This is a genomic window from Aeromicrobium sp. CTD01-1L150, from assembly GCF_041951745.1.
Taxonomy (GTDB): domain Bacteria; phylum Actinomycetota; class Actinomycetes; order Propionibacteriales; family Nocardioidaceae; genus Aeromicrobium.
Genome location: NZ_CP169555.1, coordinates 593962 through 618443 on the forward strand (window position 1 = coordinate 593962; position 24482 = coordinate 618443).

Below are 24482 nucleotides of genomic sequence, written 5' to 3' on the forward strand. Positions count from 1 at the left end.
GCGCCAGAACGGCACACGCTTCACAGGAGCCGATGTGGCGGGTTGACGCCGATGGCGGTGAAGGGCATCACTCCACGAACCGCAGCTCCAGGAGGGACTCCAGGCCCGGTCGGACGACGCTTGCCTCCAGATGCCCGGCCGCGACCAGCACGGCCATCCCGTGCACAGCCCCCCACAATGCCGCTGTCGCGGTTCGTGCGACGTCGTCGGGCGTCTCCTGGGGGAGCGCTGCGCGCACCGTCGCGGCGAGAAACTCGTCGTTCGCCTCGATCAACGGACCGGTCACCGGGTTGGGCTCGTGCGGGTCGCAGATCTCCGGGTCGAAGATGATCTCGAACAGGGGCCGGCTGGCACTGGCGAAGTCCACGTAGGCGAAGCTCGCGGCCAGAAGTCGCTGCTTGGGGGAGGTCGCCGAGTCGCTGGCCGTGACCATGGCGGCGAGCAGCTCTCGCAGCCCCTGTGCCGCGACCGACTTCAGCAGACCCTGTCGGTCGCCGAAGTGGTGGTAGGGGGCGTTGTGACTCACTCCCGCGCGTCTCGCGACCGCGCGAAGACTCAGCGCGGGGGATCCCTCCTCGGCCAACAATGCGACCGCTGCCTGCTCCAGTGCGGCCGCAAGATCGCCGTGGTGGTAGTTGACGCTCGATCTTGACACAGTCAAGATTCTAGCCTATGTTGACACTGGCAAGATACTTGACAGTGTCAACATTCAGCACATCTGGAGGCCCCCATGTCCGCAGTTCTCGTCCTCGACGGCCACCCGAACCCGGACAGCCTGAGCGCCGCGATCGCACGCACGTACGCCGACCGTTGCGCCGACGCCCGACTGCTGGCGGTTCGGGACCTGGACTTCGATGGACACATGCGCTTCGGCTACACCCAGCAGATGCCGATCGAACCGGACCTCGCCAAAGCCCGCCGGGCGATCCGTGAGGCCCAGCACCTCGTGGTCACCACCCCGGTGTGGTGGCGGTCGACCCCGGCGATGCTGAAGGGCTTCCTGGACCGAGCGCTGTTGCCAAAGGAGGACTACCAGTACACCAAGCGAGGTCTGCCCGAGGGGCTGCTGACCGGTCGCAGCGCACGCGTCTTCATCACGGCCGACACCCCTCGTGCGCTGCAGCCCATGATGCCGGACAGTCGCCTGCGCTCGCTCACCCACGGCACCCTTGCCTTCTGCGGGTTCAAGCCTGTGCGGGTGACTCGGTTCGCCCCGGTCAAGGGATCGACGGCGCAGCGTCGCGAGGAATGGATCGCCACCGTTCGGCGTCTTGCCGATGAGGACACCATCCGGCTCACGCAGCTCGCTCCGTCGGTGACGCACTGACCTGATGGTCGTCGTCGGCGCCACTCCACGGAGCGCCGAGCGCCGCGGGCTGCCGCTGCTCCAACCTGCTTGCGGGAGTGCCCTTTGCTCAACCGTGGAGCGCTCGGCTGACGAAGCGACCCTGCGGGCCGGCCCGGCGGATCAGCGGGTGCGCAGGGCGGCGGTGGCCAGCTCGGCGATGCCTTCGTGCGGTGTGACCCGGGCGCGAAAGCCCAGCCCCTCGGCGGCCGCCGCGGGTGAGGCCACGACGTGTCGCACGTCGAAGCCTCGGTACTCGCCGGTCACCTCCGGCTCGCCCGCTCCCGCCGCCTCGGCGAGGGTCCGCGCCATCTGGCCGATCGTGAACGGCGTCCCCGAGGCGACGTTGTAGGGCGTGACACCTTGCGGGTGCCCGGCCACCTGCTCGATCGAGAGCACATTGGCCAGGGCGACGTCACGCACGTGCACGAAGTCGCGCACCTGCTGCCCGTCCTCGAAGACGCGTGGCACCTCGCCCCGCTCGATCGCCGACCGGAAGATCGCCGCCACCCCGGAGTACGGGGTGTCCGCCGGCATCCCGGGCCCGTAGACGTTGTGGTAGCGCAGTGCGACCGTCCGGGCGCCCTCCAGCGTGCACCAGGCGCCGGCGAAGTGCTCCTGGGCCACCTTGGAGGCCGCATAGCTGGTGCGGGGCAGGAACGCGGTGGACTCGTCGATGAGCCGCCACTCGATGTCGCCGTCGCAGTGGGGGCACCGCGGGTCGTAGCGGCCGGCGGAGAGGTCCTCCTCGCGCCGGACGGCGGGCGGGACGTCGCCGTGCTCGGGGCACGTGTACCGACCGTCGCCGTAGACCACCATCGAGGAGGCCAGCACCAGGTCCCGGACCTCGGCGCGCGCCATGGCAGCGAGCAGGCGTGCCGTGGCGGCGTCGTTGTGCTCGGCGTAGGCCGGCAGGTCCTGCGCGTCCACGCCGTTGCCCACCATGGCCGCCTGGTGACACACGACGTCGACGCCGTCGAGAAGCTCATCGAGCGCGTCGGAGCGCAGGTCGACCATCTTGATCCCTGACTCCGGCCCCGAGTCACGCTCGGCGCTCGCTCCGTGCGCGGCCTCCAGCCAGGCGTCGACCCCCACGACCTCGTGACCGCGCTCCCTCGCGACGTCGGCCACGTGTCCGGCGATGAACCCGGCGGCTCCGGTCAGCAGGATCCTCACGGCAGCTCCACGGGCAGGTCGAAACCGTCGACGGCGTGCGGGCACGCGCAGTCCCGGCCGCCGGTGTCCTCTTCCGCCCGGGGCCCGGAACCCCCGCCGGTGTCCTCTTCCGCCCGGGGCCCGGAACCCCCGCCGGTGGTGCTCGGCGCGAGCCCGCCGACGATGCCGCGCAGCGCCGAGCGCAACAGCTCGGTGTGCTCACCGAAGACCTTGAACACCTCGGCCTGGCTCACCGCGCCACCGCCCTCGATGCCCGTGTCACGATCGGTGACGAGCGCGACGGCGGCGTAGCAGAGCGCCAGCTCGCGGGCCAGGACCGCCTCCGGGTGGCCGGTCATGTTGACCAGCGACCATCCCTGGCCGGCGTACCACTGTGACTCTGCCCGGGTGGAGAACCGTGGCCCGTCGATCACGACCATCGCACCACCATCGGTGGGCTCGTGGTCGGCCAGGCCGGTGAGCAGGTCTGCACGCAGCCGGTCGCAGTACGGGTCGGCGAAGGAGATGTGGCACGCCCCGGTGTCGTAGTACGTCTGGGCGCGACCGGTGGTGCGGTCGACGAGCTGGTCGGGGACCACGAGGCTGCCCGGTCCCAGCTCGGGCCGCAGGCTGCCGACAGCACAGGGCGCGAGGACCTGCCGGACCCCGAGGCTGCGCAGCGCCCACAGGTTGGCGCGGTACGGGACCCGGTGGGCCGGGAAGTCGTGGTGCCGGCCGTGCCGGGGCAGGAAGGCCACCCGACGCTCGTCGACGGTGCCGACGACGATCGGTGCCGACGGCCTGCCGTACGGAGTGTCCACCTCCACGGCCTCGGCGTCGTCGAGGAACGTGTAGAAACCTGAGCCGCCGATGACGGCCACGTCGGGGCGATCATTCATCTGCCCACCTTCTCAGGTCGTGTGACGATGTGCGCATGAGGTCGCGTTGAGGCTTCCGCGCGTGGAAGACATCGAGTCGAGACTGGAGTCTCGGGTCGGTGGTCCCCGTACTGCCTCGCGCCTCGGCCTGTGGCTGGGCGTCGCCTTCGGCATCTGCTTCCTCACCGGCCTCTGGAGCCACCTGCAGCAGGACACACCGGGCTGGCTCGCCGTACCCACCTCGCCGGCGTCGCTGTACCGCGTCACGCAGGGGCTGCACGTGGCCACCGGCGTCGCGACCATCCCGCTGCTGCTGGTCAAGCTCTGGTCGGTCTTCCCGCGACTGTTCGTGCGGCCGCCACGAGGGGCTCGGCCGCTCCTCCTGCACGCCCTGGAGCGTGGTTCGATCGCCGTGCTGATGGCCTCGACGATCTTCATGCTGGTGAGCGGTTCGCTCAACGTCGTCCAGGCCTACCCGTGGGAGTTCAGCTTCCGCGCGACGCACTACGCGATGGCCTGGGTGGCTGTCGGCTCGATCCTCGTGCACGTGGCCGTCAAGCTTCCGGTGATCCGCGAGGCGCTCGGCGCACCCATCGACGACACTCGGCAGGAGGGCCCGGACACGGACGGTTCGACCGGTGCGCAAGGTCCCACGCGCCGCACGGTCGTCGGCGCGACCTTGACGGCCTCTGCGGCCGCCACGGTGCTCACCGTCGGCCAGTCGGTGACTCCCCTGCGACGGATCTCCGTGCTCGGTGTCCGCGACGGCGAGGGCCCGCAGGACCTGCCGGTCAACCGCACCGCACGCGAGGCCGGTGCCACCGCCGCTGCGCTGGACGACCGCTGGCGACTGGAGGTGGAGCACGACGGCGTGGTCACGACGTTCACGCGCGACGAGCTGCTCGCACTGCCGCAGGTCACCCATCGACTGCCCATCGCGTGCGTCGAGGGATGGAGTCGCTCGGCCGACTGGACCGGTGTGACGGTGCGCAACGTCCTTGAGTCTGTCGGCGTTGCGCCACGGCTCGCCGTCCGGGTGCGGTCGCTGCAGCAACGTGGCGCCTTCGCAGTCTCCGAGCTGCCGGCGCACTTCGTCGACGACGACCGCACGCTGCTGGCCCTGGCGCTCAACGGTTCGACGCTGGCGCTCGACCACGGCTTCCCGTGCCGGGTCATCGCGCCCAACCGGCCAGGAGTCCTGCAGACGAAGTGGGTCCACCGGCTGGAGGTGCTGACGTGACCGAGCGACCCCAGCGAGCCGACGTTCCGGTCCCGCTCATGCGGGCACGTTCCTGCGCTGGTTCGTCTGAGGACGTGACCGGATGACAAGGGTGCGTGCAGTCCTCGGGACGGTCGGCGTCGCGCTGATCGCCGTCGGTGTGCTGGAGCTGCGCGGCTCGGACGCGACGCAGCTCCTCTCCGCCCTGTTGTGGCTGGGCGGCGGGGTCGTCGTGCACGACGTCGTGGTTGCGCCACTGACCGTCCTGGTCGTGCTCGCCGGGTCCCGGTGGGCGCCGCGGTCCGCGCACGGCGCGGCCGTCGTGGGGCTGGTCGTCTGGGGAACCGTGACGATCGCGACCGCCAACGTGCTGCTCGGCGTCGGCGGCAAGCCGGACAATCCCACGCTGCTGAACCGGCCCTACGTCGAGTGGTGGCTCGCGCTGAGCGTGCTCTGGTGGGCCGGAGTGGTCGGCACGGCGTGGTGGCTCAACAGACTGCCGTCCAGGGCGCCTCTCAGGCGGCGCGACGGCTCGTGAGCACGGCGGCGTGGCGGCTGCCCGAGGTACGGATGTCCTCCAGGTCGAACCCGGCCTGGTCGGCCACGTTGCCGATCGCGTCGGCACGGCGTGGTGGCTCAACAGACTGCCGTCCAGGGCGCCTCTCAGGCGGCGCGACGGCTCGTGAGCACGGCGGCGTGGCGGCTGCCCGAGGTACGGATGTCCTCCAGGTCGAACCCGGCCTGGTCGGCCACGTTGCCGATCGCGTCGGCACCGACGATGGACCAGTGGAAGGTCGGCGTCAGCTCACGGCCGACCTGCAGCCGCAGGTGCTCGGTGACGACGCCCACGCCGTGGCGGGCCACCTCGGTGACGACGCGCCCGCCGGGCCGCAGCAGGTCGTAGATGCGGCGCAGAAGCTTGACCGGGTCCCCGCCGATGCCGATGTTGCCGTCGGCGAGGAGGGCGCGGTCCCACCGCCCGATGTTGGCGATGCCGTCGAAGATGTCGCCCTGGATGGCGCGGGCGCCCCGGCGGCGCGCCTGGCGGACCGCCTCACTGGAGATGTCGATGCCGAGCGTGGGGACACCGCGTGCCGTGAGAGCCGCAGCGAGCCGCCCAGGGCCGCAGCCGATGTCGAGCGTGGACTCATCGTCGGTGTTGAGGAAGAGCTCATGGTCGTCGAGGTCCGGCGGCTGCTGCCAGCGGTCCACCGCCAGTGGCTTGGAGCGACCGTCGGGTTGTAGTAGCCAGCAACCGATGCCGGCGAAGGCGGCATCCATGGCGTCGGTCGTGGACACGACCACCAACGTCTCAGCTGTCACTGCTGACCCCCTGCCTCACGTACCACAGCGGCCGCTCGGAGCTGAACGTAGGACGACGCGACCATGAACGCATCTTGCCATTCGTCCACATCGCGCGCCGGATCTACCTGTGCCAGCGGTGCGGGCAGCACGGCAGCCGTGTCGGCTCCGGTGTGCGTGGTGGACATCTCCACGTCCACGAGTGCGGCGGCATCGGCCGGGTCGCGCAGTGCGAGAAGCCACCAGCCGCCGTCCTCGGCGTGGCCCAGCACCGCACGGTGGTCGGCGAGCAGGTCACCGGCCTCGCGGAGCTGCTCGGCGCTCACCTGTGGTGTGTCCATCCCGACCTGCACGACGCCGTGGCCACGGGCGGCGTCGGCGTGGGCGTTGACCAGGCGTTCGGCGAAGGTCGTGCCTCGCTGCGGTACCACCTCGACGTCGGCGAGCGCGGTGCGCAGGTCCTCAGCCCGTGCGGCACGGTCGAGGTCGCCGGTCATGGAGACGACCACCGGCCAGCCGGTGGCTCGTGCGGCGTCGAGCGTGTCCAGGAGTGCGGCAGCGGCGAAGTCCGCGGCCACGGCCTCGCCGACGTGGCCGGCGAGACGCGTCTTGGCCAGCCCGGGCACCGGCGCCTTGGCGACGATGAGGACCGTGGGCGCGCTCATCGGCTCGCCTCCGACCCCGTGTGACTCGCCCCGGTGCGTACGGTCCTCAGGACCCGGCCGAAGTCCCTGATCGTGCGGGTGGTGCCCCGTAGCGAGCCGGAGACCTTGGACCTCGTGCCGGCCGCCCGGGGACGGTAGTCGACGTCGCGCTCCAGCACTGTCCAACCGGCCTGTGAAGCGCGGACCATGAGCTCGAGCGGGTAGCCGAAGCGACGGTCCTCGATGCCGAGGTCGAGGAGGTCCGCGCGGCGGCACACGCGCATGGGTGCGAGGTCGTGGATGCCGAAGCCGCTGGAGCGACGCAGCCAGGTGGCGAGCAGGAGGGTGCCGGCCCGTGCGTGCCAGGGCCAGACGCCGCGTGCGACAGGACGGCGGCGGCCGACGGCCATCGTCGCGGCGCCGGCGCGGACGTCCTCGAGCATCGCAGGGAGGTCGGCGAGCGTCATCGAGTCGTCGCCGTCGACGACCGCGACGAACTCCGCCGTGGCCGCTTCCACTCCGGCATGGACCGCCGCGCCGTAGCCCGGCCGGGCCTCGTGGACCACGCGTGCCCCCAGATGCTGCGCGACGTCCGCGGTGCCGTCGCTGGAGCCGTTGTCGACCACGACGACGGCGAATCCGTCCGGGACGTCGGCCAGTACCAGTGGCAGGGCGGCGGCCTCGTCGCGACACGGAATGACGATGTCGCACGTCGTGGTCGGCGGCTCCATCCCAATAACTTACTGGCGTCCCGGTGACGCCACCACTGCACGGGTGGGTGGGTCCGAGGACCCGGTCGCAACCAGGGAACCGGGGGAGTCTCCTGAGTCCCAGGAACTCATGGGAATCACGATGCCGGTGGGAGGTTTCCGGGGACTGCCTAAGGTGTGCGTCATGGAGCTGCGCCGCCCCGGCCTCGTCGCCGCGACCTCGGCTGCGGTGGGGATCGTGCTGGTGGCCGTGGCGATCGTCGTGGCAGAGCTGGTCGAGACCGACGTGCGCGTGCACTGGCCGCCGCTGCACGCCGTGTGGGGGCCACGGTTCGACGGCCGCATCGTGCCGGCCGTGCTGCTGGGTGTCGTGCTCGCGCTGAGCCTGCCGTCGCTGCTGTCCCGCCTGTCGTGGGCGTGGGCCGTCGTCGTCTCCACGCTCGCCTCCTGGGCGTGGACTCTCGCGCTGGCCCTGAGCGACGGCCCGTACGGCCTGAGCAGGGTCATGGAGCGCAGCAGTGAGTACCCGGCCACCGCGCGCACGATCGACGACGTCCCTGGTTTCCTCGCCGAGTTCATCGACCGCATCCCGGAGCCCGCAGCAGACAACTGGCCCATCCACGTGGCGGGACACCCGCCGGGAGCCGTCCTGCCGTTCATCGGGCTGGACCGGATCGGCGTCCAGGACCCGTTCTGGATCGCCGTCGCCGTCGTGACGGTGGGAGCCAGCGCCGTGGCCGCCGTCATGCTGACGATCGGCGAGCTCGGCGACCGCGCCGTCGCACGCCGCGCCGGACCGTGGCTCGCGCTGGCGCCGCTGGTGGTGTGGGCGGGGGTGAGCGCGGACTGGATGTTCGCTGCCGTGGGGGCGTGGGGCCTGTACCTGCTGGCCCGGGCCGCGGTCAGGGACAGCGTGCCGGCGGCACTGGGTGCCGGGCTGGTGCTCGGCTACTGCGTGTTCCTGTCCTACGGGCTCCTCCTGCTGGGGATCCTCGCCGTGGCGGTGCTGTGGGTGGCGCGGTCCTGGAGGCCGCTGCCGTGGGCGCTCGGCGCGGCGCTCGCAGTCGCCGGGACGTTCGCCGTGCTGGGTTTCGCGTGGTGGGACGCCTATCCGGTGCTCCACGAGCGCTACCTCGCCGGCATCGCCTCCGAACGCCCGTACTGGTACTGGGTCTGGGGCAGCGTCGCGGCGTGGTCGTGCACGGTCGGCGTCGCGACGTGGGCGGCGTTCCCCCTGCTGTGGCACCGGTTGCGCAGTGATGCCCGGGACGCGCTGGGCGTCCTGGTCGGGGCCGGTCTGCTGACCATCGCGGCGGCGACGGTCTCGGGCATGAGCAAGGCGGAGGTCGAGCGGATCTGGCTGCCGTTCACCGTGTGGATCGTCGCTGTGGGTGCGGTGCTGCCGCGGCGCTGGGCACGGCCCCTGCTGCTGGTCCAGGTGCTGGTGGCGGTACTGGCGCAGACGCTCATCATCACCCGGTGGTAGCCGGGCGTGCTCGTCCCTCGCACTCACTCGCGTGGCGATGGCCTTGGTGCGGGTCGACATGCTGGCCTGTCGGGCACCACGGTGGGTGAGCCGGGCTGGCACCATGTGAGGTATGCCATATGCCGAGGTCAACGGGATCCGCTTCCATCACACCGACACCGGACCGCCACCGGACCGTCCGGACGCCCCTGCGCTCGTCATGGGCCACGGACTGCTGTTCAGCGGCTGGATGTTCCACCACCAGGTGGAGGCACTGGCCTCTGAGTACCGGTGCATCACCGTGGACTGGCGCGGCCAGGGCCGCACGCCACCCGTGCCCGCCTCCGGCGGGGGAGCAGGGCGCCGGGGACCGAGGTACGCAGCCGACATGGACTCCCTCACTGACGACCTCGTGGCCCTCCTGGACCATCTGGGGCTCGAGCGCGTGCACTACGCCGGCCTGTCGATGGGCGGGTTCGTCGGGATGCGGCTCGCCGCACGCCACCCGGAACGAGTGCGTTCGCTCATCCTGCTCGACACGAGCGCCGGTCCGGAGGACCCCGAGAAGGTCAAGCGATACCGGCTGCTCGCCCGTGCCTACCGCTGGCTCGGGATGCGGCCCGTGCGCAAGCAGGTGGAGCCCATCATGTTCGGTCCCACGCTGCTGAGCTCCCCGCGGCGCGAGGAGGTGGTCGGCCCGTGGATGGAGAACCTGTCGGCTGTGGACCGCTCGGGGATGCAGGCGGCGATCCTCGGTGTCACGGACCGTTCCGCGGTCGTCAGCGAGCTGGGCAGCATCACGGCACCCACCCTCGTGATCGTCGGTGCCGATGACGTGGCGACGCCGGTGCGCAAGTCCGAGGTGATCGTGGCCGGCATCGACGACTCCTCCCTGGCGGTGGTGCCCGAGGCCGGGCACTCCAGCACCGTGGAGCAGCCCGAGGCCGTCACCGGCCTGATGCGTGACTTCCTCGCCACCCGATGACCGACCTGCCCGGCGGGTCCGCGGGTCAGGGCAGGCGTGGACCCGTGACGGGCCGAAAGCGCACGGACTGTCCCGGCACCGCTTGGGCGGCCAGTGGCAGATCGGCCGTCACGACGCAGGCGATGACCGGGTAGCCGCCTGTCACGGGGTGGTCGGCGAGGAACAGCACCGGCAGGCCGTTGGCCGCCACCTGCACGGCCCCGGCCACCGTGCCCTCGCTCGGCAGCTCGAGCTCGGCGTGGGCGGCGTCGCGCTGCAGCGGTGCTCCATCGAGCCTGATGCCGACACGGTTGCTGCGCGGGTCCACCGTCCACTCCCGGCCGAGGGATGACGACGCGTCGTCGAACCAGTCGTCGCGCGGGCCCGGCACGACGCGCAGCGTGAGGGCCCCGTCACCGGGTGCTGAGAGCGGTGCCCACTCCAGCGTCGGCGGCGCGCTCGCCGGCTCGGGGCCGACGTCGAGGACGACGTCCTCGATCAAGGGGGTGCCGATGCCGGCGAGCAGGTCGGAGCTGGCCGATCCGAGCACCTCGGGGCAGCGCACACCGCCCCGCACGGCCAGCCAGCCGCGCAGGCCCCGGGCCGGCGGGGCGACCCGCAGCACCGCGCCGTCGGGCACGTGCACGGCCGTTCCGGCGCCGTGGGTGCGACGTCCGGCCGCCGACTCGACGGTGAGCATGCTCGGAGCGCCCGTCGTCGCGACGACGCAGGCACCGTGGGCACGCAGCACGAGTCCACCGAACGTCGTCTCCAGGGCGGGTGCCTGCTCGGGGTTCCCGACGATGCGGTTGGCCAGACGTAGGGCCGCCGGGTCCAGGGCTCCGGAGGGTGCGACGCCCAGGTGGGCATGGCCAGGGCGGCCGAGGTCCTGGACGGTCGTGAGGGTGCCCGGGGCGACGACGGTGAGCGAGGTCATCGAACCTCCTCGAACCGCACCAGGGTGCCCGGTGTGAGCAGTGCCGGCGGGTCGCGCTCGACGTCCCACAGGACGACGTCCGTGGAGCCGATGAGCTGCCAGCCCCCGGGCGAGGAGCGTGGGTACACGCCGGAGAACTCCCCGGCCAGGCCGACCGCGCCGACCGGCACCGAGGTACGGGCCTCGGCGTGCCGGGGCACCTCCAGGGGGCGGGATCCGTCGGCGGCCACGAGATAGCCGAACCCGGGCGCGAACCCGGTGAAGGCCACCTGCCAGAGCGTGTCGACGTGACGTCGGACCACCTCGGGCTCGTCGACGTCGAGCAGCGCGGCGACGCGGTGGAGGTCCGCGCCGCCGTAGCGGACCGGGATCCGCACCTGCGTGCCGGTGACAGGGGGCTGCGTCGCCGGCTCCAGCGTGGCGATGTGGTGGGCCACTCGTGTCAGCGTCCCGTCCGACCTGCACCGCACGAGGACGGTTCGAGCGGCAGGCACCACGTCGACGACACCGTCCAGGCGACCGGCCGTGCGCTCGACGTCGATGGCCGCTGAGAGCCGGAGCACCTCGGTGAGGTCGTCCAGCTCGATGATCGCCGCGGCGTCGCCGCAGGGGAGCCACCTCACGCAGGGGCCCCGACGAAGGCCGTCACCTCGAGCCCTGCCTCGTCCAGACGCCGCCGCACCGCTCGAGCCAGGTCGACGGCTCCGGGGGTGTCGCCGTGCACGCAGATGGAGTCCGCCTCCACGGCCACGGCGTGACCGTCGACGGACTCGACGACACCTTCGGTGACCAGACGCAGGACCCGCGTCGCCACCAGGTCGGCATCGTGCAGCACGGCGCCAGGGTGGCTGCGCGGGACGAGGGTGCCCTCGCGGGTGTACGCGCGATCGGCAAAGGCCTCCCGGAACGTCGGCAGACCGGCCTGGTCCGCGCGTCGCAGCCAGAGGGAACCGGGCAGGCCCAGCGCGGCGAGCCCTGGGTCGTGCGCCGTGACTGCCTCCACCACTGCCGCGGCCTGCTCCTCGTGGTGCCCGATCGCGTGGTAGAGCGCACCGTGGGGCTTCACGTACGCGACGCGCCCTCCGGCCGCGCGGGCCAGAGCGTCGAGAGCCCCGAGCTGGTACAGGACGTCGGCCGCGAGGTCCTGCGGCTCGACGTCGATGTAGCGCCGCCCGAACCCGGCGAGGTCGCGATAGCCCACCTGCGCCCCGATCCTGACGCCGTGGTCCACGGCGGTGAGGCAGGCGTTCCTGATCGTTCGCGGATCGCCGGCGTGGAAGCCGCACGCGATGTTGGCGCTCGTGACGATCCCCAGCATCGCGTCGTCGTCGCCGAGGCGCCACGTGCCGAAGCTCTCCGCGAGGTCGCTGTTGAGGTCGATGCCCATCGTCTCCCTCAGGTCTGTGGGGTCGTGCCTCGATCCTGCCACGCACCGCAGCGGTGTGCGTCGTCGCGCTCAGGCGGGTGGGGTGAAGACCCAAGGGGTTCGAGGCAGTGACGAGGGATCGAAGCGCTCCAGCAGGTCGGCCGGGGACAGTGCAGGCAGTCCGAGCGACTGGGTGATGAGTGCCAGGGGGTCGTGCCCACGCTCGTGCAGCTCTCGGAGGGTGACGGCACCGTCGCGCTTGGCCAGGCGCCTGCCCTGGACGTTGAGCACGAGGGGCACGTGGGCGTACACGGGCTGGGGGTGTCCGAGGAGGTGTGCGAGGTGCGCCTGCCGTGGCGCGGAGGTGAGCAGGTCGTCGCCACGCACCACCTGGTCGACGCCCTGCGCCGCGTCGTCGACCACCACGGCGAGGTTGTAGGCGGGCACGCCGTCGTTGCGACGCAGCACGACGTCATCGAGTCCGCCGGTGAAGTCGCCGTGCAGAAGGTCGTGGATGGTCCACTCGCCTGCGCCGGCCCGTAGCCGGACGGCCGGGGGGCGCTGCCGGGCGCGTTCGGCGCGTTGGTCGGCGGTGAGCTCGCGGCACGTCCCCGGATAGGCCCCGGGTGGCAGGTGTGGCGCCGACGGCGCCTCGAGAATCTCGCGTCGTGTGCAGAAGCACTCGAACGTCCGGCCCTGCTCGGTCAGCGTTCGGATCGCATCGTCGTGGTGGGCCAGCTGCTCACTCTGCCGGATCAGTGGCCCGTCCCAGTCGATCCCGAGCCGGCGCAGGTCGTCGAGCTGGCGCTGCTCGGCGCCGTCGCGCACGCGGTCGAGGTCCTCCACCCGCATCAGGAAGGCACGGCCGCTGGTCCGGGCGAACAGCCAGGCCAGCAGCGCGGTGCGCAGGTTGCCCAAGTGCAGGTCACCGGAGGGAGATGGCGCGTACCGTCCCGCCGTCGATGTCGTGCTGACGGGCGGAAGGTTCACCGCATCAGTGTGTCGTGAGCTCGCGTTCCTCGGTGGTCGTGGTGGTGCCGCGCGCCTCCACGGCGGCGACGATCCACTGCACGACACGGTGCAGGCCGACGACGAAGACGCCGCCGATGGCGACGGTGAGAACGAGGCTGAGGAGGGTCAGGAGCATCACGAGCACGACGCAAGAATAGGCAGGTGCCGAGCGGTTCCCCAATTCGCCTGAAGTGATCTTGGTCACTATTGTTCCTGCAGGTCAGCCGGGATTTGGTGTGATCTTCAACTGACCTCTCCGTGCCGTCTCCACACCCCTTCCCGGGGGCCTCCCGAGGCGTCGCGCGACGGCCCCACACGGGCCGGCGCCGAGGTCGTCGAGACGAGCGCGTGGCGTCACTGTGGCCAAGGGGATGGTGACGCCCGGGCCGGCCTGCGCGAGTTCTGCGAGCGGAGGATTGAGCCTGAGGGTCGGCTCCGTGAGGAACGAGCGGAGTGACGACCCGAGGGCGTCCCACCCAGTACCCCGTACGGGATTCGAACCCGCGCTACCGCCTTGAAAGGGCGGCGTCCTGGGCCGCTAGACGAACGGGGCGCGGCGCCAGCCAGCATACGTCGTGCTTGCCGCCTCCGGCAGGATGGGGCCATGGTCGAGGTGAGTGCTGAGCGGTTCGCCGAGCTCGTCGAGGAGGCCTTCGCGGCGGTGCCGGAGGAGCTCGTGGCGCTGCTCGACAACGTCGTCCTGTTCATCGAGGACGACGCGCCGCCGGAGGATCCGCACCTGTTGGGGCTGTACGACGGGGTGGCGTTGACCGACCGTGACTCCTCCTACGGCGGGGTGCTGCCCGATCGCATCAGCGTGTATCGCCGGCCGACGCTGGCCATCTGCGAGACGGAGGAGGACGTCGTGCGGGAGGTCAACATCACCGTGGCGCACGAGATCGCGCATCACTTCGGCATCGACGACGTACGGCTGCACGAGCTCGGCTATGCGTGAGGTGCGGCGCGGGGGTGAGCGTTTCCGTACCGACGGTGAGGGGACGCGCACGTGGCACTCGTTCAGCTACGGCGCCCACTACGACCCCGACAACCTGGGCTTCGGCGCGTTGCAGGCCATCAACGAGGAGCACGTCGCGCCCGGGGCCGGCTACGACGAGCACCGGCACCGCGACGTCGAGATCGTCACCTGGGTGCTCGAGGGCGCGCTCGCCCATGCCGACACCACGGGGGCGCAGGGTGTGATCGAGCCGGGCACGGCGCAACGCCTGAGCGCCGGCACGGGGGTCGAGCACGCCGAGCGCAATGCGTCGCAGCTCGAGCCGTTGGTGTTCGTCCAGGTGATGCTGCGCTCGGAGCACGCGGCGGAGCCGCGGTACGCCTGCGTCGACGTGGAGGGTCCTGGACTGCTGGAGACGGTCGACGTCGCGGCGGACGCCCGGCTGCTGGTGGCCCGGCCCGACGGCGGGATCTTGTCCGTGCCACCCGCCCCGCGAACCCTCGTGCACACCACCCGAGGCCCCCTCGTGGTCGACGGCCTGGAGCTGGGCGCCGGGGACGAGGTCAGGACCGATGAACCCGTGGAGCGCGTGGCCGGTCACGGCGAGGCGCTCCTGTGGCTCCTGCGCTGACGGTCTCCCCGGTGGTCCTCCTCGTCGGAACAGGAATATGGTGATGAGGTGAAAGGTTGGCAGGCGCACCGGGAGTCGGTGGATCGCTTGCGTGCGTCCTACCGCGCCATCCCTGACGGCGCCCGGGTCCGACTGGCCAAGCGCACCTCCAACCTGTTCCGCCCCCGCGTCGCTGACGGCGCGCCCGGGCTCGACGTGTCGGGCCTGGACGGTGTCATCGCGGTCGACGTCGACGCGCGCACCGCTGACGTGCAGGGCATGTGCACCTACGAGGACCTCGTCGACGCCGTCCTGCCGTTCGGGCTGATCCCGTACGTGGTGCCGCAGCTGCGTACGATCACGCTCGGCGGAGCCGTCACCGGCCTGGGTATCGAGTCGACGTCGTTCCGCAACGGTCTGCCGCACGAGTCGGTGCTGGAGATGGACGTCCTCACCGGTTCCGGTGACCTCGTGACCGCCACGCCGGAGGGCGAGCACGCTGACCTCTTCGACGCCTTCCCGAACTCCTACGGCTCGCTGGGTTATGCGACGCGTCTGCGGATCAGCCTGGAGGCCGTGCCGCCCTACGTCGCGCTGCGGCACGTCGGTCTCGACGTCGGCAAGGCCACGGCGGCGATCGAGGAGATCTGCGTAGGGGGCGCGTGGGACGGCGTGCGCGTCGACGGTCTCGACGCGACGGCCTTCACACCGGATGAGGTCCGGCTGACGCTGGCGACGTTCACCGACGAGCCCGGTCCGACGAGTGACTACACCGGGCAGGACGTCTACTACCGCTCCGTCGAACGCCTGGACCACGACCGGCTGACGATGCACGACTACCTGTGGCGCTGGGACACCGACTGGTTCTGGTGCTCGGCGGCCTTCGGCGCCCAGAATCGTTGGGTGCGGCGCGTCTGGCCGCGACGCTGGCGACGCAGCGACGTCTACCACCGGCTCGTCACGCTGGACACCCGGCTCGGGCTGAGCCGCTTGCTCGACCGCGTCAAGGGCGTCCCGGGCCGCGAGAAGGTCATCCAGGATGTGGAGGTGCCACTGGAGCGGATGCCCGAGTTCCTGGCCTGGTTCGACGCCGAGGTCGGGATGCGGCCGGTGTGGGTGTGTCCCCTGCGGACCCGACGGACCTGGCCCACCTACCCGCTCACTCCCGGCGAGACGTACGTGAACCTGGGATTCTGGGGCACGGTCGAGGTGCCGGCCGACGCCCCGCCGGGGTTCGTGAACCGGCGGATCGAGGAGCACGTGCACTCGCTCGGCGGCCACAAGTCCCTGTACTCCGAGGCTTTCTACGACGAAGCGACGTTCGCCGGTCTGTACGGCGTCGACGTCCTGGACACGGTGCGGCGACGCTACGACCCCGAGGCGCGTCTCAGCACCCTCTACGACAAGGCGGTGGGTAACTCATGACGATCGATGTCGGCACCCTGACGATCGCGCAGGCAGTGGAAAGACTCATGCGCGACGGCATGCCGTTTCGTTTCGAGGCCTATGACGGCAGCGTCTCCGGTCCGGAGCCGGACGAGGCGCCGTTCGTCGTGCGGCTGAACACCGAGCGCGGTCTGGCGTATCTCATGACGGCTCCGGGCGACCTGGGCTTCGCGCGGGCGTTCGTCGCCGGGGACCTCGAGGTGGACGGCGTCTCGCTCGCCAACCCCTACGAGCTGATGGTGCACGTGCAGAGCAAGCTGCGGCTGCGGCTGCCGACCCCGACGGAGCTGTTGCAGATCGTGCGGAGCCTGGGGATCTCGCACCTCAAGCCGCCGCCACCGCCGCCGGAGGAGCACCTGCCGCGCTGGCGACGCGTCGTGGAGGGGCTGCGCCACAGCCGGACACGAGATGCCGAGGCGATCCACCATCACTACGACGTCTCCAACCGGTTCTACGAGCTGGTGCTCGGCCCGTCGATGACGTACACGTGCGCCGTCTACCCCACCGAAGGGGCGAGCCTGGAGCAGGCGCAGCGCGCCAAGTACGAGCTCATCGCCCGCAAGCTCGACCTCGGGCGGGGTGACCGCCTGCTGGACGTGGGCTGCGGCTGGGGCGGCATGGTGCTCCACGCCGCGCGTGAGCACGGCGTCAAGGCCCTCGGGGTCACCTTGTCGCGGCAGCAGGCCGACTGGGCGCAGGCGCGCATCGAGGCCGAAGGGCTGGGCGACCTCGCCGAGGTGCGCTTCGGCGACTACCGCGACGTCGGCGAGACCGGGTTCGATGCCGTGAGCTCGATCGGGCTGATCGAGCACATCGGGGTGCGCAACTACGGCGACTACTTCACCTTCCTGCGGGACAGGCTGCGAACGGGTGGGCGGATGCTCAACCACAGCATCACGCGGCGCGACGGGTCGGTGGCCCCCTCGGCAGGTGCGTTCATCGACCGGTACGTGTTCCCCGACGGCGAGCTGGCCCCGGTCGGGACGATCGTCACCGCGATGCACGACCACGGTCTGGAGGTCCGCCACGTCGAGAGCATCCGTGAGCACTACGCCCGGACGCTCCAGGCGTGGTGCGAGAACCTCGAGGCCAACTGGGAGGCGGCGCTCGGCGAGGTCACGCTCGGCACCGCCAAGGTGTGGGGGCTGTACATGGCAGGCTCGCGACTGGCCTTCGAGCGCGGCGAGATCGGCCTGCACCACGTCCTCGGTGTCAAGACCGACGACGACGGTGCCGCGGACTTTCCGCTGCGTCCCACCTGGGGCAGCTGAGCGCCCGCTGGTCCCACGCGACCCCCAATTCCCATGACGTCATGGGAATCCTCGCTGCCTGTCCGGGTCGACAGGCCGAGGGAGGAGCCGCTCAGGTGAGGTCGACGACGACCGGGGCGTGGTCGCTGGCGCCCTTGCCCTTGCGTTCCTCGCGGTCGATGAACGCCCCGTCGACCCGGGCGGCCAGAGCGTCGGAGCCGAGCACGAAGTCGATCCGCATGCCGCGCTTCTTGGGGAAGGCGAGCTGCTGGTAGTCCCAGTACGTGTAGACGCCCGGACCGGGCGCGTGCGGGCGGACGACGTCGCTGAAGCCTGCCTCGAGCACGTCGCGGAAGGCCTGGCGCTCCGGCTCCGAGACGTGCGTCCTGCCCTCGAAGGCAGCCATGTCCCACACGTCGTCGTCCTCGGGCGCGATGTTCCAGTCCCCGGCCAGGGCGGTCTGCGCCTGGGGGTTCTCCCGCAGCCATCCGGCGGCACTGGAGCGCAGCTGTTCGAGCCAGCTGAGCTTGTAGTGGTAGTGCGCGTGGTCCAGCTCGCGGCCGTTGGGCACGTACAGGCTCCAGATCCGCACTCCGCCGCACGTGGCACCGACGGCTCGGGGCTCCAGCACCTCCGGCTCACCGAACCTCGGCTGATCGTCGCCGAAGGACGTGGCGACGTCCTCCAGCCCCACACGGGAGAGCACGGCGACGCCGTTCCACTGGTTCAGTCCCACGTGCACGTACTCATAGCCCATCGACGTGAGCTCCAGGCCGGGGAACTGGTCCTCTCGACACTTGGTCTCCTGGATCGCCAGGACGTCGACGTCGGAGCGTTCCAGCCAGCCGGTCACCCGGTCGATGCGGCTGCGGATGGAGTTGACGTTCCACGTCGCGATGCGCATGCCGCGAACCTACCAACCGGTCCCGGCGCCGCCCGGGGTGTGGTCCGAGGCTCAGGAGAGGTCGTCGCGCGTCAGGGTGGAGCGGTCGACCTTGTTGAAGCGGAACGCGGCGCGCCCGATCATGTGAGCCGAGACGGGGGCGGTCATGAGCGCGAAGACGCCGACCAGCGTCAAGATCGTGATCGACGACTTGTCCGGCGCACGGAGCGCGATGGCCACGAGGATCAACACCAGCCCCAGGGACTGTGGCTTGGTCGCAGCGTGCAGCCGGGTGAGCACGTCCGAGAAGCGCAAGAGCCCGATGCCGGCCACGAGCGCCAGCAGGCAGCCGATGAGCAGCAGCGCGGAGGCGATGACGTCGATGATCACGGGCGCTCCTGCGATGATGGCGGCCCGGAGTCGCGGGCCGCGAACCGGGCGATGCTCACCGACCCCAGGAAGGCCACGAGCGCGAGGGCCAGCAGGACGGGAACGGTCGTGGTCGAGCGTCCGACGGCCGCCTCGACGCCCACGGCGGCGATGGTGATCGCCACGAACACGTCGGTGGCCACGGTGCGGTCCAGCATCGTGGGCCCGCGGACGATGCGCACCAGGCACAGCGCGCCGGCCAGGCCGAGGATGATCCCGCAGATGATGCCAACGGTGTTCATGCCATCACGTCCTGAGGAAAGGCACGGTAGGACGTGATGGCATGAGCTGTCTGATGGTTCTCGCCCCCAGGCACTTCGCTGCGCTCCGTGCAGGGAGGTGCCTCCAGCTGGCGCTCGCTCATGGGTTCCCCTTCCCGCAGATGGCGTCCCGCTCCACCCGTGGCGCGAGGGCCCTGACGACGCGCTCCTCCTGTGCCAGGACGTTGCGGCGGGCGCGCTCGATGGCCTCGGGCGTGCTGCCGTCGAGGACGTGCACGTACATCGCCGAGGTCTCGGGAGTGAGCTCGATGAGCAGCGAGCCCGGCACGAGGGAGACGAGCCCGCCCGTCGTGGTCATCAGCAGCTCCGACCGGGTGCGCAGGTCGACGCGGAGGACGGCGCTCGCCGGTGGGGGCGCAGGACGCACGGCGATCCAGGCGACCTCGATGCTCGCCCGCACGACGTCCACGCCGAATCGCGCCAGCAGCATCAGGAACGACCACGGTCGGATGGTCGCGACCCACGGTGCCCTGGGAAAGGGGAAGACCGCGACGACCAGCCATGACGTCAGCAGCCCGCCGATGACCAGCCAGCCCGAGATGTCGCCCCACAGCAGGAGCCACACGCCGGTGAGCACGAGCACCTGGAACCAGCCTCGCCTCATGATGGCTCCCCCAGGACGGCCTCGATGTACGGAGTGCGCTCGATCAGCTCGGCGGACGCGCGGTCGGTGATGCCGAAGAGGGGCCCGGCGGCGAGCGTGAGGCCGACACTGAAGATCACCAGGGCCACCGTCGGAAGGGCCATGCCGAGCGGGAGCCGTTGCTCCTCGGCCACCTGCCACATGGTGCTGACCCGGGTCCCGGTGGAGACCTGGTCATGCCCGTGCAGCGGGCCGTGGGCCCAGTCGTCTGAGTCGTCGACCTCCGCGTCGTCGTCGACGGGCTGCCAGAACGCCCGGTTCCAGACCTTGGCGATGGCGTACAGCGTCAGCAGGCTGGTGCCGATGGCGGCGGCGACACCGATGAGCGCCAGCCAGCTGCCGTCGTCGACCCCCGCCTTGCCGAGCGCGACCTTGCCCAGGAAGCCGGAGAACGGGGGGATGCCGGCGAGGTTCATGGCCGGGATGAAGAAGATGACCGAGAGGATGGGTGCGGAGCGCGCCAGGCCGCCCAGCCGGTCCAGGTTGGTCGATCCCGTCCGCCACTCCACCAGACCTGCCACGAGGAACAGGACCGTCTGCACGGTGATGTGGTGGGCGATGTAGAAGATCGCGCCCGAGAGCGCCAGCTGGCTCGCGATCGCGATGCCGAAGAGCATGTAGCCGATGTGACTGACCAGGGTGAAGGACAGGATGCGTTTGATGTCGGACTGCGCCACCGCACCGAAGATGCCCACGAGCATCGTCAGGATGGAGGCCCACAGCAGCACGGTGCGCAGGTCGGTGTCGGGGAACAGCAGCGTCTGGGTGCGGACGATGGCGTAGATGCCGACCTTGGTGAGGAGCCCGGCGAACACCGCGGTGACGGGCGCCGGCGCGGTGGGATAGGAGTCCGGCAGCCAGAAGGACAGCGGGAAGACTGCCGCCTTGATGCTGAACGTGACCAGCAGCAACAGCTGCAGCACGAGCTGGACGCCGTCAGGAAGGTCGGCGAGGCGCTGGGAGAGCATCGCGAAGTTGACCGTCCCGGTGGCCGCGTAGACGCAGGCGACCGCAATGAGGAAGAAGGCCGACGAGACGAGACTGACGATGACGTAGATCGTGCCGGCACGGATGCGTGCCTCGGTGCCACCCAAGGTGATGAGCACGTAGCTGGCGGCCAGGAGCACCTCGAAGCCGACGAAGAGGTTGAACAGGTCGGCGGACAGGAAGGCGTTGGAGACGCCCGCGGAGAGCACCAGGTAGGTGGGGTGGAAGACCGACAGGGGGGTGTCGCGGCCGAACTCCACGATCCCCTGCCCGAAGGAGTACAGCAGCACGCACAGCGTCACCACGGTGGAGACCAGCAGCATGAGGGCGGAGAGTCGGTCGGCCACCAGGGAGATGCCGATGTCGGAGGTCCAGCCGGCGATCGAGACCGACTGGGGTCCGTAACGGTCGGCACGCACCAGCAGCGTGACCGCTGTGACGACCACGGCCGACAGCACGATGATGCTGACCACGCGCTGGGCGCGGGCGGACCGTCCGAGCACGAGGCACAGACCTGCACCCAGGAGGGGGAGCAGGACGGGAACGAGCACGATCTGGTTCATGGGGTGGCTCCCGGGGCCGGGCCGGAGTCAGTCTCGGCAGCCGGGTCGGGCTGGTCGGCGCCCTCCTCCTCGGGCAGTCCGGCCTCGACGTCGTCGAAGGAGGCCGAGGGTTCGTCGAGCTCGGCACGGCGACGCACGAGGTCGTCCTCGAGGTCGTCCTGGACGTCGTCGTGCCCGGTGAGCTGCCAGGCGCGATAAGCCAGGGCGAGCCCGAAGGCGGTGACACCCAACGTGATGACGATGGCGGTCAGCGCCATGGCCTGGGGGAGGGGGTCCACCATCGGCTCCGAGCTCCCCTCGCCGAGCAGGGGCGGTGCTCCCCGGGGGCCTGATGCGATGACGAACAGCAGGTTCACGCCGTTGCCGATCATGAAGAAGCCGATGAGGATGCGAGTCAGGCTGCGTTCCAGCATGAGCGTCGTCCCGCACCCGACCAGCACGGCGGTGACGAGGACGAGGGCGATGTTGCTGCTCACGGGTCCACCGCCTCGACCATGGCCGGCTCCTCGGCGTGCTTGTCGATGCCCCCGCCAAGGCTTCGCAGCACGTCGAGCGCCAGGCCCACCACGATGAGGTAGACGCCGACGTCGAAGAAGAGCGAGGTCACGATGTGGAGGTCACCGAGCAGAGGCACCGGGATGTCGAGGCTCCCGCTCTGGAAGGCGTTGTAGCCGGCCAGGGCGGGGATGAGCCCTGACATGGCGGCGACGACCAGTCCGGAGCCGAGCACCGTGCCCGCATCGACCGGCGCGGCCGAGTCGAGCTCGGACCGGCCTCCGGCTAGGTAGCGGACCATGAGCGCCAGCCCGGCGACCAGGCCGCCGGCGAACCCCCCGCCGGGATCGTAGTGCCCTGCGAGCATGAGGTAGACGGAGAAGACCATGATCACGGGGAAGATCGCCCGGGAGACGACCTCCAGCATCACCGATCGGCGACGGTCGGCCACGAGGCGGGCACCTTGCATCCACCCCTCGGCGGCGACCTCCTGACGACGGTCACGGCGCGCCTCCCGGTGGGAGGTGGCCCGATCGGTGAGCAGGAAGATGAGGCTGGCCACGCCGGTGGCGGCGACGACCAGCACGGCGAGCTCGCCGAACGTGTCCCACACGCGGATGTCGACCAACGTGATGTTGACGATGTTCTCGCCACCGCCGAATGCATAGGCCGGCTCGGCGAACTCGCGGCCCACGGGGTCGGCGGTGCGCACCGAGGACGCGATGAGGGTGTAGGCGCCGACCGCGACGCCCACGACGGTCCCGAGGCCGATCCGCAGCCACCGGCCAAAGGTGAAGGGACGGTCGGAGAAGAACGGTGGAAGGCGCCGCAGCACGAGCACGAAGGTGACCACGGCGAACGTCTCGACGAGCGTCTGGGTGAGGGCGAGGTCCGGTGCGCCGTGGATGACGAAGAGCAACGCGGTGCCGTAGCCGGTGACCCCGAGCAGCAGGACGGCACGCAGCCTGCGGCGTGAACGCACCGTCATCACGGCCGCAACGATGATCAGGGTGACGACGGCCACCTGGAGCCAGCTGTCGGGGCGGCGCAGCGCGACCCCCTCCCATGCGGTGGCCAGCGCCAGACCCGGCACCACGACGAAGGTGATCAGCATGATCGCGACGTAGACCGGCAGCGAACCGCGCTGCGTGCGACCGGTGAGCTCGATGGAGAAGCGGTCCACGCCGCGCAGGATGTCGTGGTAGACCAGCTCGGCGTCGGGCAGGTGCAGCCGGTGCACGAGGCGTTGCTGCAGGTCGGCGACGCGCTTGCGCACCACCCACAGCCAGATGCCTGCCGTGACGGCGACGACCGACAGCGCCAGCGCCGGCGTGAACCCGTGCCAGAGCGTGAGCACCGGTGCGTGCGCGCCGGCCGGCTCCTGCCCGGCGTAGGACATGATCCGCGGCGTGAGCGGACCACCCAGGAAGCCGCCCACGAGGGAGAGCGCCGCCAGCACGACCGGCGCGGCCACGAACCCGACGGGGAGTGCCTTCAGGGTCGGCGCCTGGACGTCGCGCACGCCGAACGCCCCCCAGAGGAAGCGGGCGGTGTAGGCCACGGTGAGGATCGAGCCCACCGTGATGCCGATGAGCGCGAACGTGCCCCACACGCCGATGCCGGCATCCTCCCCGAGGTCGACGAATGCCGCGAGCGCGGCCTCCTTGGCGGTGAAGCCCAGCAGCGGGGGCAGGCCCGCCATGGAGCCCGCTGCCACGACGGCGGCCGCGAAGAGCACCGGCATGCGGCGGTACAGGCCGGTGAGCTCGCGCAGGTCACGGGTGCCGGCGGTGCGGTCGATGACGCCGACGATGAGGAACAACGCTGACTTGAACAACGCATGGCCGAGGATCAGCGCCAGCCCGGCGAACGCTGCCGAGCGGGTGCCGGCCCCGGCGACGGCCGCCAGGAACCCGAGCTGGCTCACGGTGCCGTAGGCCAGCAGCAGCTTGGTGTCGTGCTGGCGCAGCGCCCGCAGTCCGCCGAGGATCATCGTGACGATGCCGAGCGTGATGAGCAGCGGCCGCCAGCCGGGGACGTCGGCGAATGCGGGGGCGAGCAGCGCGATGAGGAAGACGCCGGCCTTGACCATGGCCGCGGCGTGCAGGTAGGCGCTGACCGGCGTGGGAGCAGCCATGGCGCCCGGCAACCAGAAGTGGAAGGGCACGAGTGCGGACTTGCTCACCGCGCCGACGAGGACGAGCAGGATCGCCCACGTGGTGGCCGTGCCGCTGGGCGGGTCGATGAGGATCTCGCTGATGCGGGCCGTGCCGGCCTCGATGTCCAGGATGAACAGGCCGATCAGCATGACCAGACCACCGAACGTCGTCACGAGCAGCGCGTTCATGGCGGCGCGACGGTTGGCCTTGCGCTCCGGGTTGTGGCCGATGAGCAGGAACGACAAGATCGTCGTCAGCTCCCAGAACACGAACAGGACGTAGAGGTTGTCGGAGACGACCAGCCCGAGCATGGAGCCGGCGAAGCCCGTGAGGACGGCCGAGAAGCGCCAGATCTCCGGGTCGCCCGGACGGAAGTACCAGGCGCAGTAGGCCACGACCAGGGCGCCGACGCCGGTGACGACGAGCGACATGATCGCCGTCAATGGTGTGAGCGCCAGGTCGATGTCCATCCCGATGCTCGAGATCCAGGTGAGGTGCTCGGTGTGGGCCGCCCCGCCGGAGGTCACGTCGAGAGTCGGGCCGAGCAGCCAGGCGAACGATGCCGCAGGCACCAGGGCGAGCACCAGGAAGGCGCGCCGGTCGAGCCGCCGGGTCAGGACGGGGGCCAGCGCTGCAGCGAGAAAGTGCAGCGCGAGGAGCCCGATCATGAGTGAGGCGATCCTATCGGTATGACGTGGCTGACACCGTTTCAGGGCAGTATCAGGGTGGGACCCCTACCGTGGTCACATGAGCGAGCACACCCCCGAGCGCTGCACTGCAGGGCG

The 24482-nt window shown here is 70.8% G+C and carries 27 protein-coding genes and 1 tRNA gene; 9 read left to right on the forward strand and 19 right to left on the reverse strand.

Going from position 1 to position 24482, the window contains the following annotated elements; all coding sequences use genetic code 11:
• Positions 1 to 67 precede the first annotated feature (67 nt).
• Positions 68 to 655, reverse strand: coding sequence for a TetR/AcrR family transcriptional regulator (locus tag ACEVFP_RS02845; protein WP_375001833.1), 588 nt, complete (start codon positions 653 to 655; stop codon positions 68 to 70).
• Between the two features lie 75 nt (positions 656 to 730).
• Here ACEVFP_RS02845 and ACEVFP_RS02850 point away from each other — a divergent pair, with 75 nt between their 5' ends.
• Complete coding sequence (locus ACEVFP_RS02850; RefSeq protein ID WP_375001834.1) at positions 731 to 1327, forward strand: NAD(P)H-dependent oxidoreductase; 597 nt, start codon at positions 731 to 733, stop codon at positions 1325 to 1327.
• A gap of 141 nt (positions 1328 to 1468) precedes the next feature.
• Here the strand turns inward: ACEVFP_RS02850 and ACEVFP_RS02855 are convergent, their stop codons facing one another.
• Positions 1469 to 2521, reverse strand: a complete 1053-nt coding sequence (locus ACEVFP_RS02855; protein WP_375001835.1) for an NAD-dependent epimerase/dehydratase family protein — start codon at positions 2519 to 2521, stop codon at positions 1469 to 1471.
• Complete coding sequence (locus ACEVFP_RS02860) at positions 2518 to 3399, reverse strand: S-methyl-5'-thioadenosine phosphorylase (protein ID WP_375001836.1); 882 nt, start codon at positions 3397 to 3399, stop codon at positions 2518 to 2520. Before ACEVFP_RS02860 ends, ACEVFP_RS02855 begins: the two co-directional genes overlap by 4 nt.
• Before the next feature lie 61 nt (positions 3400 to 3460).
• Here ACEVFP_RS02860 and ACEVFP_RS02865 point away from each other — a divergent pair, with 61 nt between their 5' ends.
• Entirely contained in the window at positions 3461 to 4618 is a 1158-nt protein-coding gene (locus ACEVFP_RS02865) for a molybdopterin-dependent oxidoreductase (protein ID WP_375001837.1), read from the forward strand.
• Positions 4619 to 4700: 82 nt separating this feature from the next.
• On the forward strand, positions 4701 to 5135 hold the full coding sequence (locus ACEVFP_RS02870; protein ID WP_375001838.1) for a hypothetical protein: 435 nt from the start codon (positions 4701 to 4703) through the stop codon (positions 5133 to 5135).
• A 125-nt stretch (positions 5136 to 5260) separates the two neighbouring features.
• Here ACEVFP_RS02870 and ACEVFP_RS02875 read toward each other — a convergent pair whose 3' ends face one another.
• Genes ACEVFP_RS02875 through ACEVFP_RS02885 form a run of 3 tightly spaced genes read right to left on the reverse strand, consistent with a single transcriptional unit; the run spans position 5261 to position 7274 of the window.
• Positions 5261 to 5896, reverse strand: coding sequence for a class I SAM-dependent methyltransferase (locus tag ACEVFP_RS02875; RefSeq protein WP_375001839.1), 636 nt, complete (start codon positions 5894 to 5896; stop codon positions 5261 to 5263).
• A 20-nt stretch (positions 5897 to 5916) separates the two neighbouring features.
• Positions 5917 to 6564 carry a DUF2064 domain-containing protein gene (locus ACEVFP_RS02880; protein ID WP_375001840.1) on the reverse strand — a complete coding sequence of 216 codons (648 nt, stop codon included), beginning with the start codon at positions 6562 to 6564 and terminating at the stop codon, positions 5917 to 5919.
• Complete coding sequence (locus ACEVFP_RS02885) at positions 6561 to 7274, reverse strand: glycosyltransferase family 2 protein (RefSeq protein ID WP_375001841.1); 714 nt, start codon at positions 7272 to 7274, stop codon at positions 6561 to 6563. Before ACEVFP_RS02885 ends, ACEVFP_RS02880 begins: the two co-directional genes overlap by 4 nt.
• Before the next feature lie 163 nt (positions 7275 to 7437).
• Between ACEVFP_RS02885 and ACEVFP_RS02890 the strand changes: the two genes are divergently transcribed.
• Entirely contained in the window at positions 7438 to 8739 is a 1302-nt protein-coding gene (locus tag ACEVFP_RS02890) for a hypothetical protein (RefSeq protein WP_375001842.1), read from the forward strand.
• Between the two features lie 112 nt (positions 8740 to 8851).
• The gene (locus ACEVFP_RS02895) at positions 8852 to 9703 is read left to right on the forward strand and encodes an alpha/beta fold hydrolase (protein ID WP_375001843.1); all 852 of its coding nucleotides are present in this window, start codon (positions 8852 to 8854) and stop codon (positions 9701 to 9703) included.
• 25 nt (positions 9704 to 9728) lie between these two features.
• Here ACEVFP_RS02895 and ACEVFP_RS02900 read toward each other — a convergent pair whose 3' ends face one another.
• The 6 genes from ACEVFP_RS02900 to ACEVFP_RS02925 form a co-directional block, all read right to left on the reverse strand.
• Positions 9729 to 10619 (reverse strand): biotin-dependent carboxyltransferase family protein, encoded by an 891-nt coding sequence (locus ACEVFP_RS02900; protein ID WP_375001844.1) that lies wholly within the window; start codon positions 10617 to 10619, stop codon positions 9729 to 9731.
• Positions 10616 to 11242: an allophanate hydrolase subunit 1 gene (locus tag ACEVFP_RS02905; protein WP_375001845.1), complete on the reverse strand. Its 627-nt coding sequence runs from the start codon at positions 11240 to 11242 to the stop codon at positions 10616 to 10618. The genes ACEVFP_RS02900 and ACEVFP_RS02905 overlap by 4 nt, the downstream gene beginning before the upstream one ends.
• Positions 11239 to 12006: a LamB/YcsF family protein gene (locus ACEVFP_RS02910; RefSeq protein ID WP_375001846.1), complete on the reverse strand. Its 768-nt coding sequence runs from the start codon at positions 12004 to 12006 to the stop codon at positions 11239 to 11241. The genes ACEVFP_RS02905 and ACEVFP_RS02910 overlap by 4 nt, the downstream gene beginning before the upstream one ends.
• Before the next feature lie 69 nt (positions 12007 to 12075).
• Positions 12076 to 12975, reverse strand: coding sequence for a tRNA glutamyl-Q(34) synthetase GluQRS (gluQRS, locus tag ACEVFP_RS02915; RefSeq protein ID WP_375001847.1), 900 nt, complete (start codon positions 12973 to 12975; stop codon positions 12076 to 12078).
• Between the two features lie 4 nt (positions 12976 to 12979).
• Positions 12980 to 13141: a hypothetical protein gene (locus ACEVFP_RS02920; RefSeq protein WP_375001848.1), complete on the reverse strand. Its 162-nt coding sequence runs from the start codon at positions 13139 to 13141 to the stop codon at positions 12980 to 12982.
• A gap of 335 nt (positions 13142 to 13476) precedes the next feature.
• Positions 13477 to 13549, reverse strand: a tRNA-Glu gene (locus ACEVFP_RS02925).
• A gap of 51 nt (positions 13550 to 13600) precedes the next feature.
• Here ACEVFP_RS02925 and ACEVFP_RS02930 point away from each other — a divergent pair.
• From ACEVFP_RS02930 to ACEVFP_RS02945, 4 genes are read left to right on the forward strand one after another with little or no spacing between them, the layout of a single operon-like run.
• On the forward strand, positions 13601 to 13951 hold the full coding sequence (locus tag ACEVFP_RS02930) for a metallopeptidase family protein (RefSeq protein WP_375001849.1): 351 nt from the start codon (positions 13601 to 13603) through the stop codon (positions 13949 to 13951).
• Complete coding sequence (locus ACEVFP_RS02935; protein ID WP_375001850.1) at positions 13944 to 14582, forward strand: pirin family protein; 639 nt, start codon at positions 13944 to 13946, stop codon at positions 14580 to 14582. The genes ACEVFP_RS02930 and ACEVFP_RS02935 overlap by 8 nt, the downstream gene beginning before the upstream one ends.
• A gap of 48 nt (positions 14583 to 14630) precedes the next feature.
• Positions 14631 to 15986: an FAD-binding oxidoreductase gene (locus ACEVFP_RS02940; RefSeq protein WP_375001851.1), complete on the forward strand. Its 1356-nt coding sequence runs from the start codon at positions 14631 to 14633 to the stop codon at positions 15984 to 15986.
• Positions 15983 to 17278, forward strand: a complete 1296-nt coding sequence (locus ACEVFP_RS02945; protein WP_375001852.1) for a class I SAM-dependent methyltransferase — start codon at positions 15983 to 15985, stop codon at positions 17276 to 17278. Before ACEVFP_RS02940 ends, ACEVFP_RS02945 begins: the two co-directional genes overlap by 4 nt.
• 91 nt (positions 17279 to 17369) lie before the next feature.
• On the opposite strand, the gene ACEVFP_RS02950 is transcribed toward ACEVFP_RS02945, so the two are convergent.
• The 7 genes from ACEVFP_RS02950 to ACEVFP_RS02980 form a co-directional block, all read right to left on the reverse strand.
• The gene (locus ACEVFP_RS02950) at positions 17370 to 18161 is read right to left on the reverse strand and encodes an exodeoxyribonuclease III (RefSeq protein ID WP_375001853.1); all 792 of its coding nucleotides are present in this window, start codon (positions 18159 to 18161) and stop codon (positions 17370 to 17372) included.
• 51 nt (positions 18162 to 18212) lie between these two features.
• The gene (gene mnhG, locus ACEVFP_RS02955; RefSeq protein WP_375001854.1) at positions 18213 to 18530 is read right to left on the reverse strand and encodes a monovalent cation/H(+) antiporter subunit G; all 318 of its coding nucleotides are present in this window, start codon (positions 18528 to 18530) and stop codon (positions 18213 to 18215) included.
• Positions 18527 to 18811, reverse strand: a complete 285-nt coding sequence (locus tag ACEVFP_RS02960; protein ID WP_375001855.1) for a monovalent cation/H+ antiporter complex subunit F — start codon at positions 18809 to 18811, stop codon at positions 18527 to 18529. The genes mnhG and ACEVFP_RS02960 overlap by 4 nt, the downstream gene beginning before the upstream one ends.
• A 118-nt stretch (positions 18812 to 18929) precedes the next feature.
• A complete protein-coding gene (locus ACEVFP_RS02965) occupies positions 18930 to 19454 on the reverse strand; it encodes a Na+/H+ antiporter subunit E (protein ID WP_375001856.1) in 525 nt (174 codons plus the stop codon).
• A complete protein-coding gene (locus ACEVFP_RS02970) occupies positions 19451 to 21043 on the reverse strand; it encodes a Na+/H+ antiporter subunit D (protein ID WP_375001857.1) in 1593 nt (530 codons plus the stop codon). Before ACEVFP_RS02970 ends, ACEVFP_RS02965 begins: the two co-directional genes overlap by 4 nt.
• On the reverse strand, positions 21040 to 21519 hold the full coding sequence (locus ACEVFP_RS02975) for a Na(+)/H(+) antiporter subunit C (RefSeq protein ID WP_375001858.1): 480 nt from the start codon (positions 21517 to 21519) through the stop codon (positions 21040 to 21042). The genes ACEVFP_RS02970 and ACEVFP_RS02975 overlap by 4 nt, the downstream gene beginning before the upstream one ends.
• Entirely contained in the window at positions 21516 to 24365 is a 2850-nt protein-coding gene (locus tag ACEVFP_RS02980; RefSeq protein WP_375001859.1) for a Na+/H+ antiporter subunit A, read from the reverse strand. Before ACEVFP_RS02980 ends, ACEVFP_RS02975 begins: the two co-directional genes overlap by 4 nt.
• Between the last annotated feature and the right edge of the window lie 117 nt (positions 24366 to 24482).

Excerpts from the sequence above, each read along its gene's own strand:
- ACEVFP_RS02900 (WP_375001844.1), bottom strand. The coding sequence starts at position 10,619 with ATGACCTCGCTCACCGTCGTCGCCCCGGGCACCCTCACGACCGTCCAG.
- ACEVFP_RS02880 (WP_375001840.1), bottom strand. The coding sequence starts at position 6,564 with ATGAGCGCGCCCACGGTCCTCATCGTCGCCAAGGCGCCGGTGCCCGGG.
- ACEVFP_RS02890 (WP_375001842.1), top strand. The coding sequence starts at position 7,438 with ATGGAGCTGCGCCGCCCCGGCCTCGTCGCCGCGACCTCGGCTGCGGTG.
- ACEVFP_RS02870 (WP_375001838.1), top strand. The coding sequence starts at position 4,701 with ATGACAAGGGTGCGTGCAGTCCTCGGGACGGTCGGCGTCGCGCTGATC.
- ACEVFP_RS02850 (WP_375001834.1), top strand. The coding sequence starts at position 731 with ATGTCCGCAGTTCTCGTCCTCGACGGCCACCCGAACCCGGACAGCCTG.
- ACEVFP_RS02965 (WP_375001856.1), bottom strand. The coding sequence starts at position 19,454 with ATGAGGCGAGGCTGGTTCCAGGTGCTCGTGCTCACCGGCGTGTGGCTC.
- ACEVFP_RS02885 (WP_375001841.1), bottom strand. The coding sequence starts at position 7,274 with ATGGAGCCGCCGACCACGACGTGCGACATCGTCATTCCGTGTCGCGAC.
- ACEVFP_RS02945 (WP_375001852.1), top strand. The coding sequence starts at position 15,983 with ATGACGATCGATGTCGGCACCCTGACGATCGCGCAGGCAGTGGAAAGA.
- ACEVFP_RS02960 (WP_375001855.1), bottom strand. The coding sequence starts at position 18,811 with ATGAACACCGTTGGCATCATCTGCGGGATCATCCTCGGCCTGGCCGGC.
- ACEVFP_RS02950 (WP_375001853.1), bottom strand. The coding sequence starts at position 18,161 with ATGCGCATCGCGACGTGGAACGTCAACTCCATCCGCAGCCGCATCGAC.
- ACEVFP_RS02860 (WP_375001836.1), bottom strand. The coding sequence starts at position 3,399 with ATGAATGATCGCCCCGACGTGGCCGTCATCGGCGGCTCAGGTTTCTAC.
- ACEVFP_RS02930 (WP_375001849.1), top strand. The coding sequence starts at position 13,601 with ATGGTCGAGGTGAGTGCTGAGCGGTTCGCCGAGCTCGTCGAGGAGGCC.
- ACEVFP_RS02980 (WP_375001859.1), bottom strand. The coding sequence starts at position 24,365 with ATGATCGGGCTCCTCGCGCTGCACTTTCTCGCTGCAGCGCTGGCCCCC.
- ACEVFP_RS02910 (WP_375001846.1), bottom strand. The coding sequence starts at position 12,006 with ATGGGCATCGACCTCAACAGCGACCTCGCGGAGAGCTTCGGCACGTGG.
- ACEVFP_RS02895 (WP_375001843.1), top strand. The coding sequence starts at position 8,852 with ATGCCATATGCCGAGGTCAACGGGATCCGCTTCCATCACACCGACACC.
- ACEVFP_RS02970 (WP_375001857.1), bottom strand. The coding sequence starts at position 21,043 with ATGAACCAGATCGTGCTCGTTCCCGTCCTGCTCCCCCTCCTGGGTGCA.
- ACEVFP_RS02935 (WP_375001850.1), top strand. The coding sequence starts at position 13,944 with ATGCGTGAGGTGCGGCGCGGGGGTGAGCGTTTCCGTACCGACGGTGAG.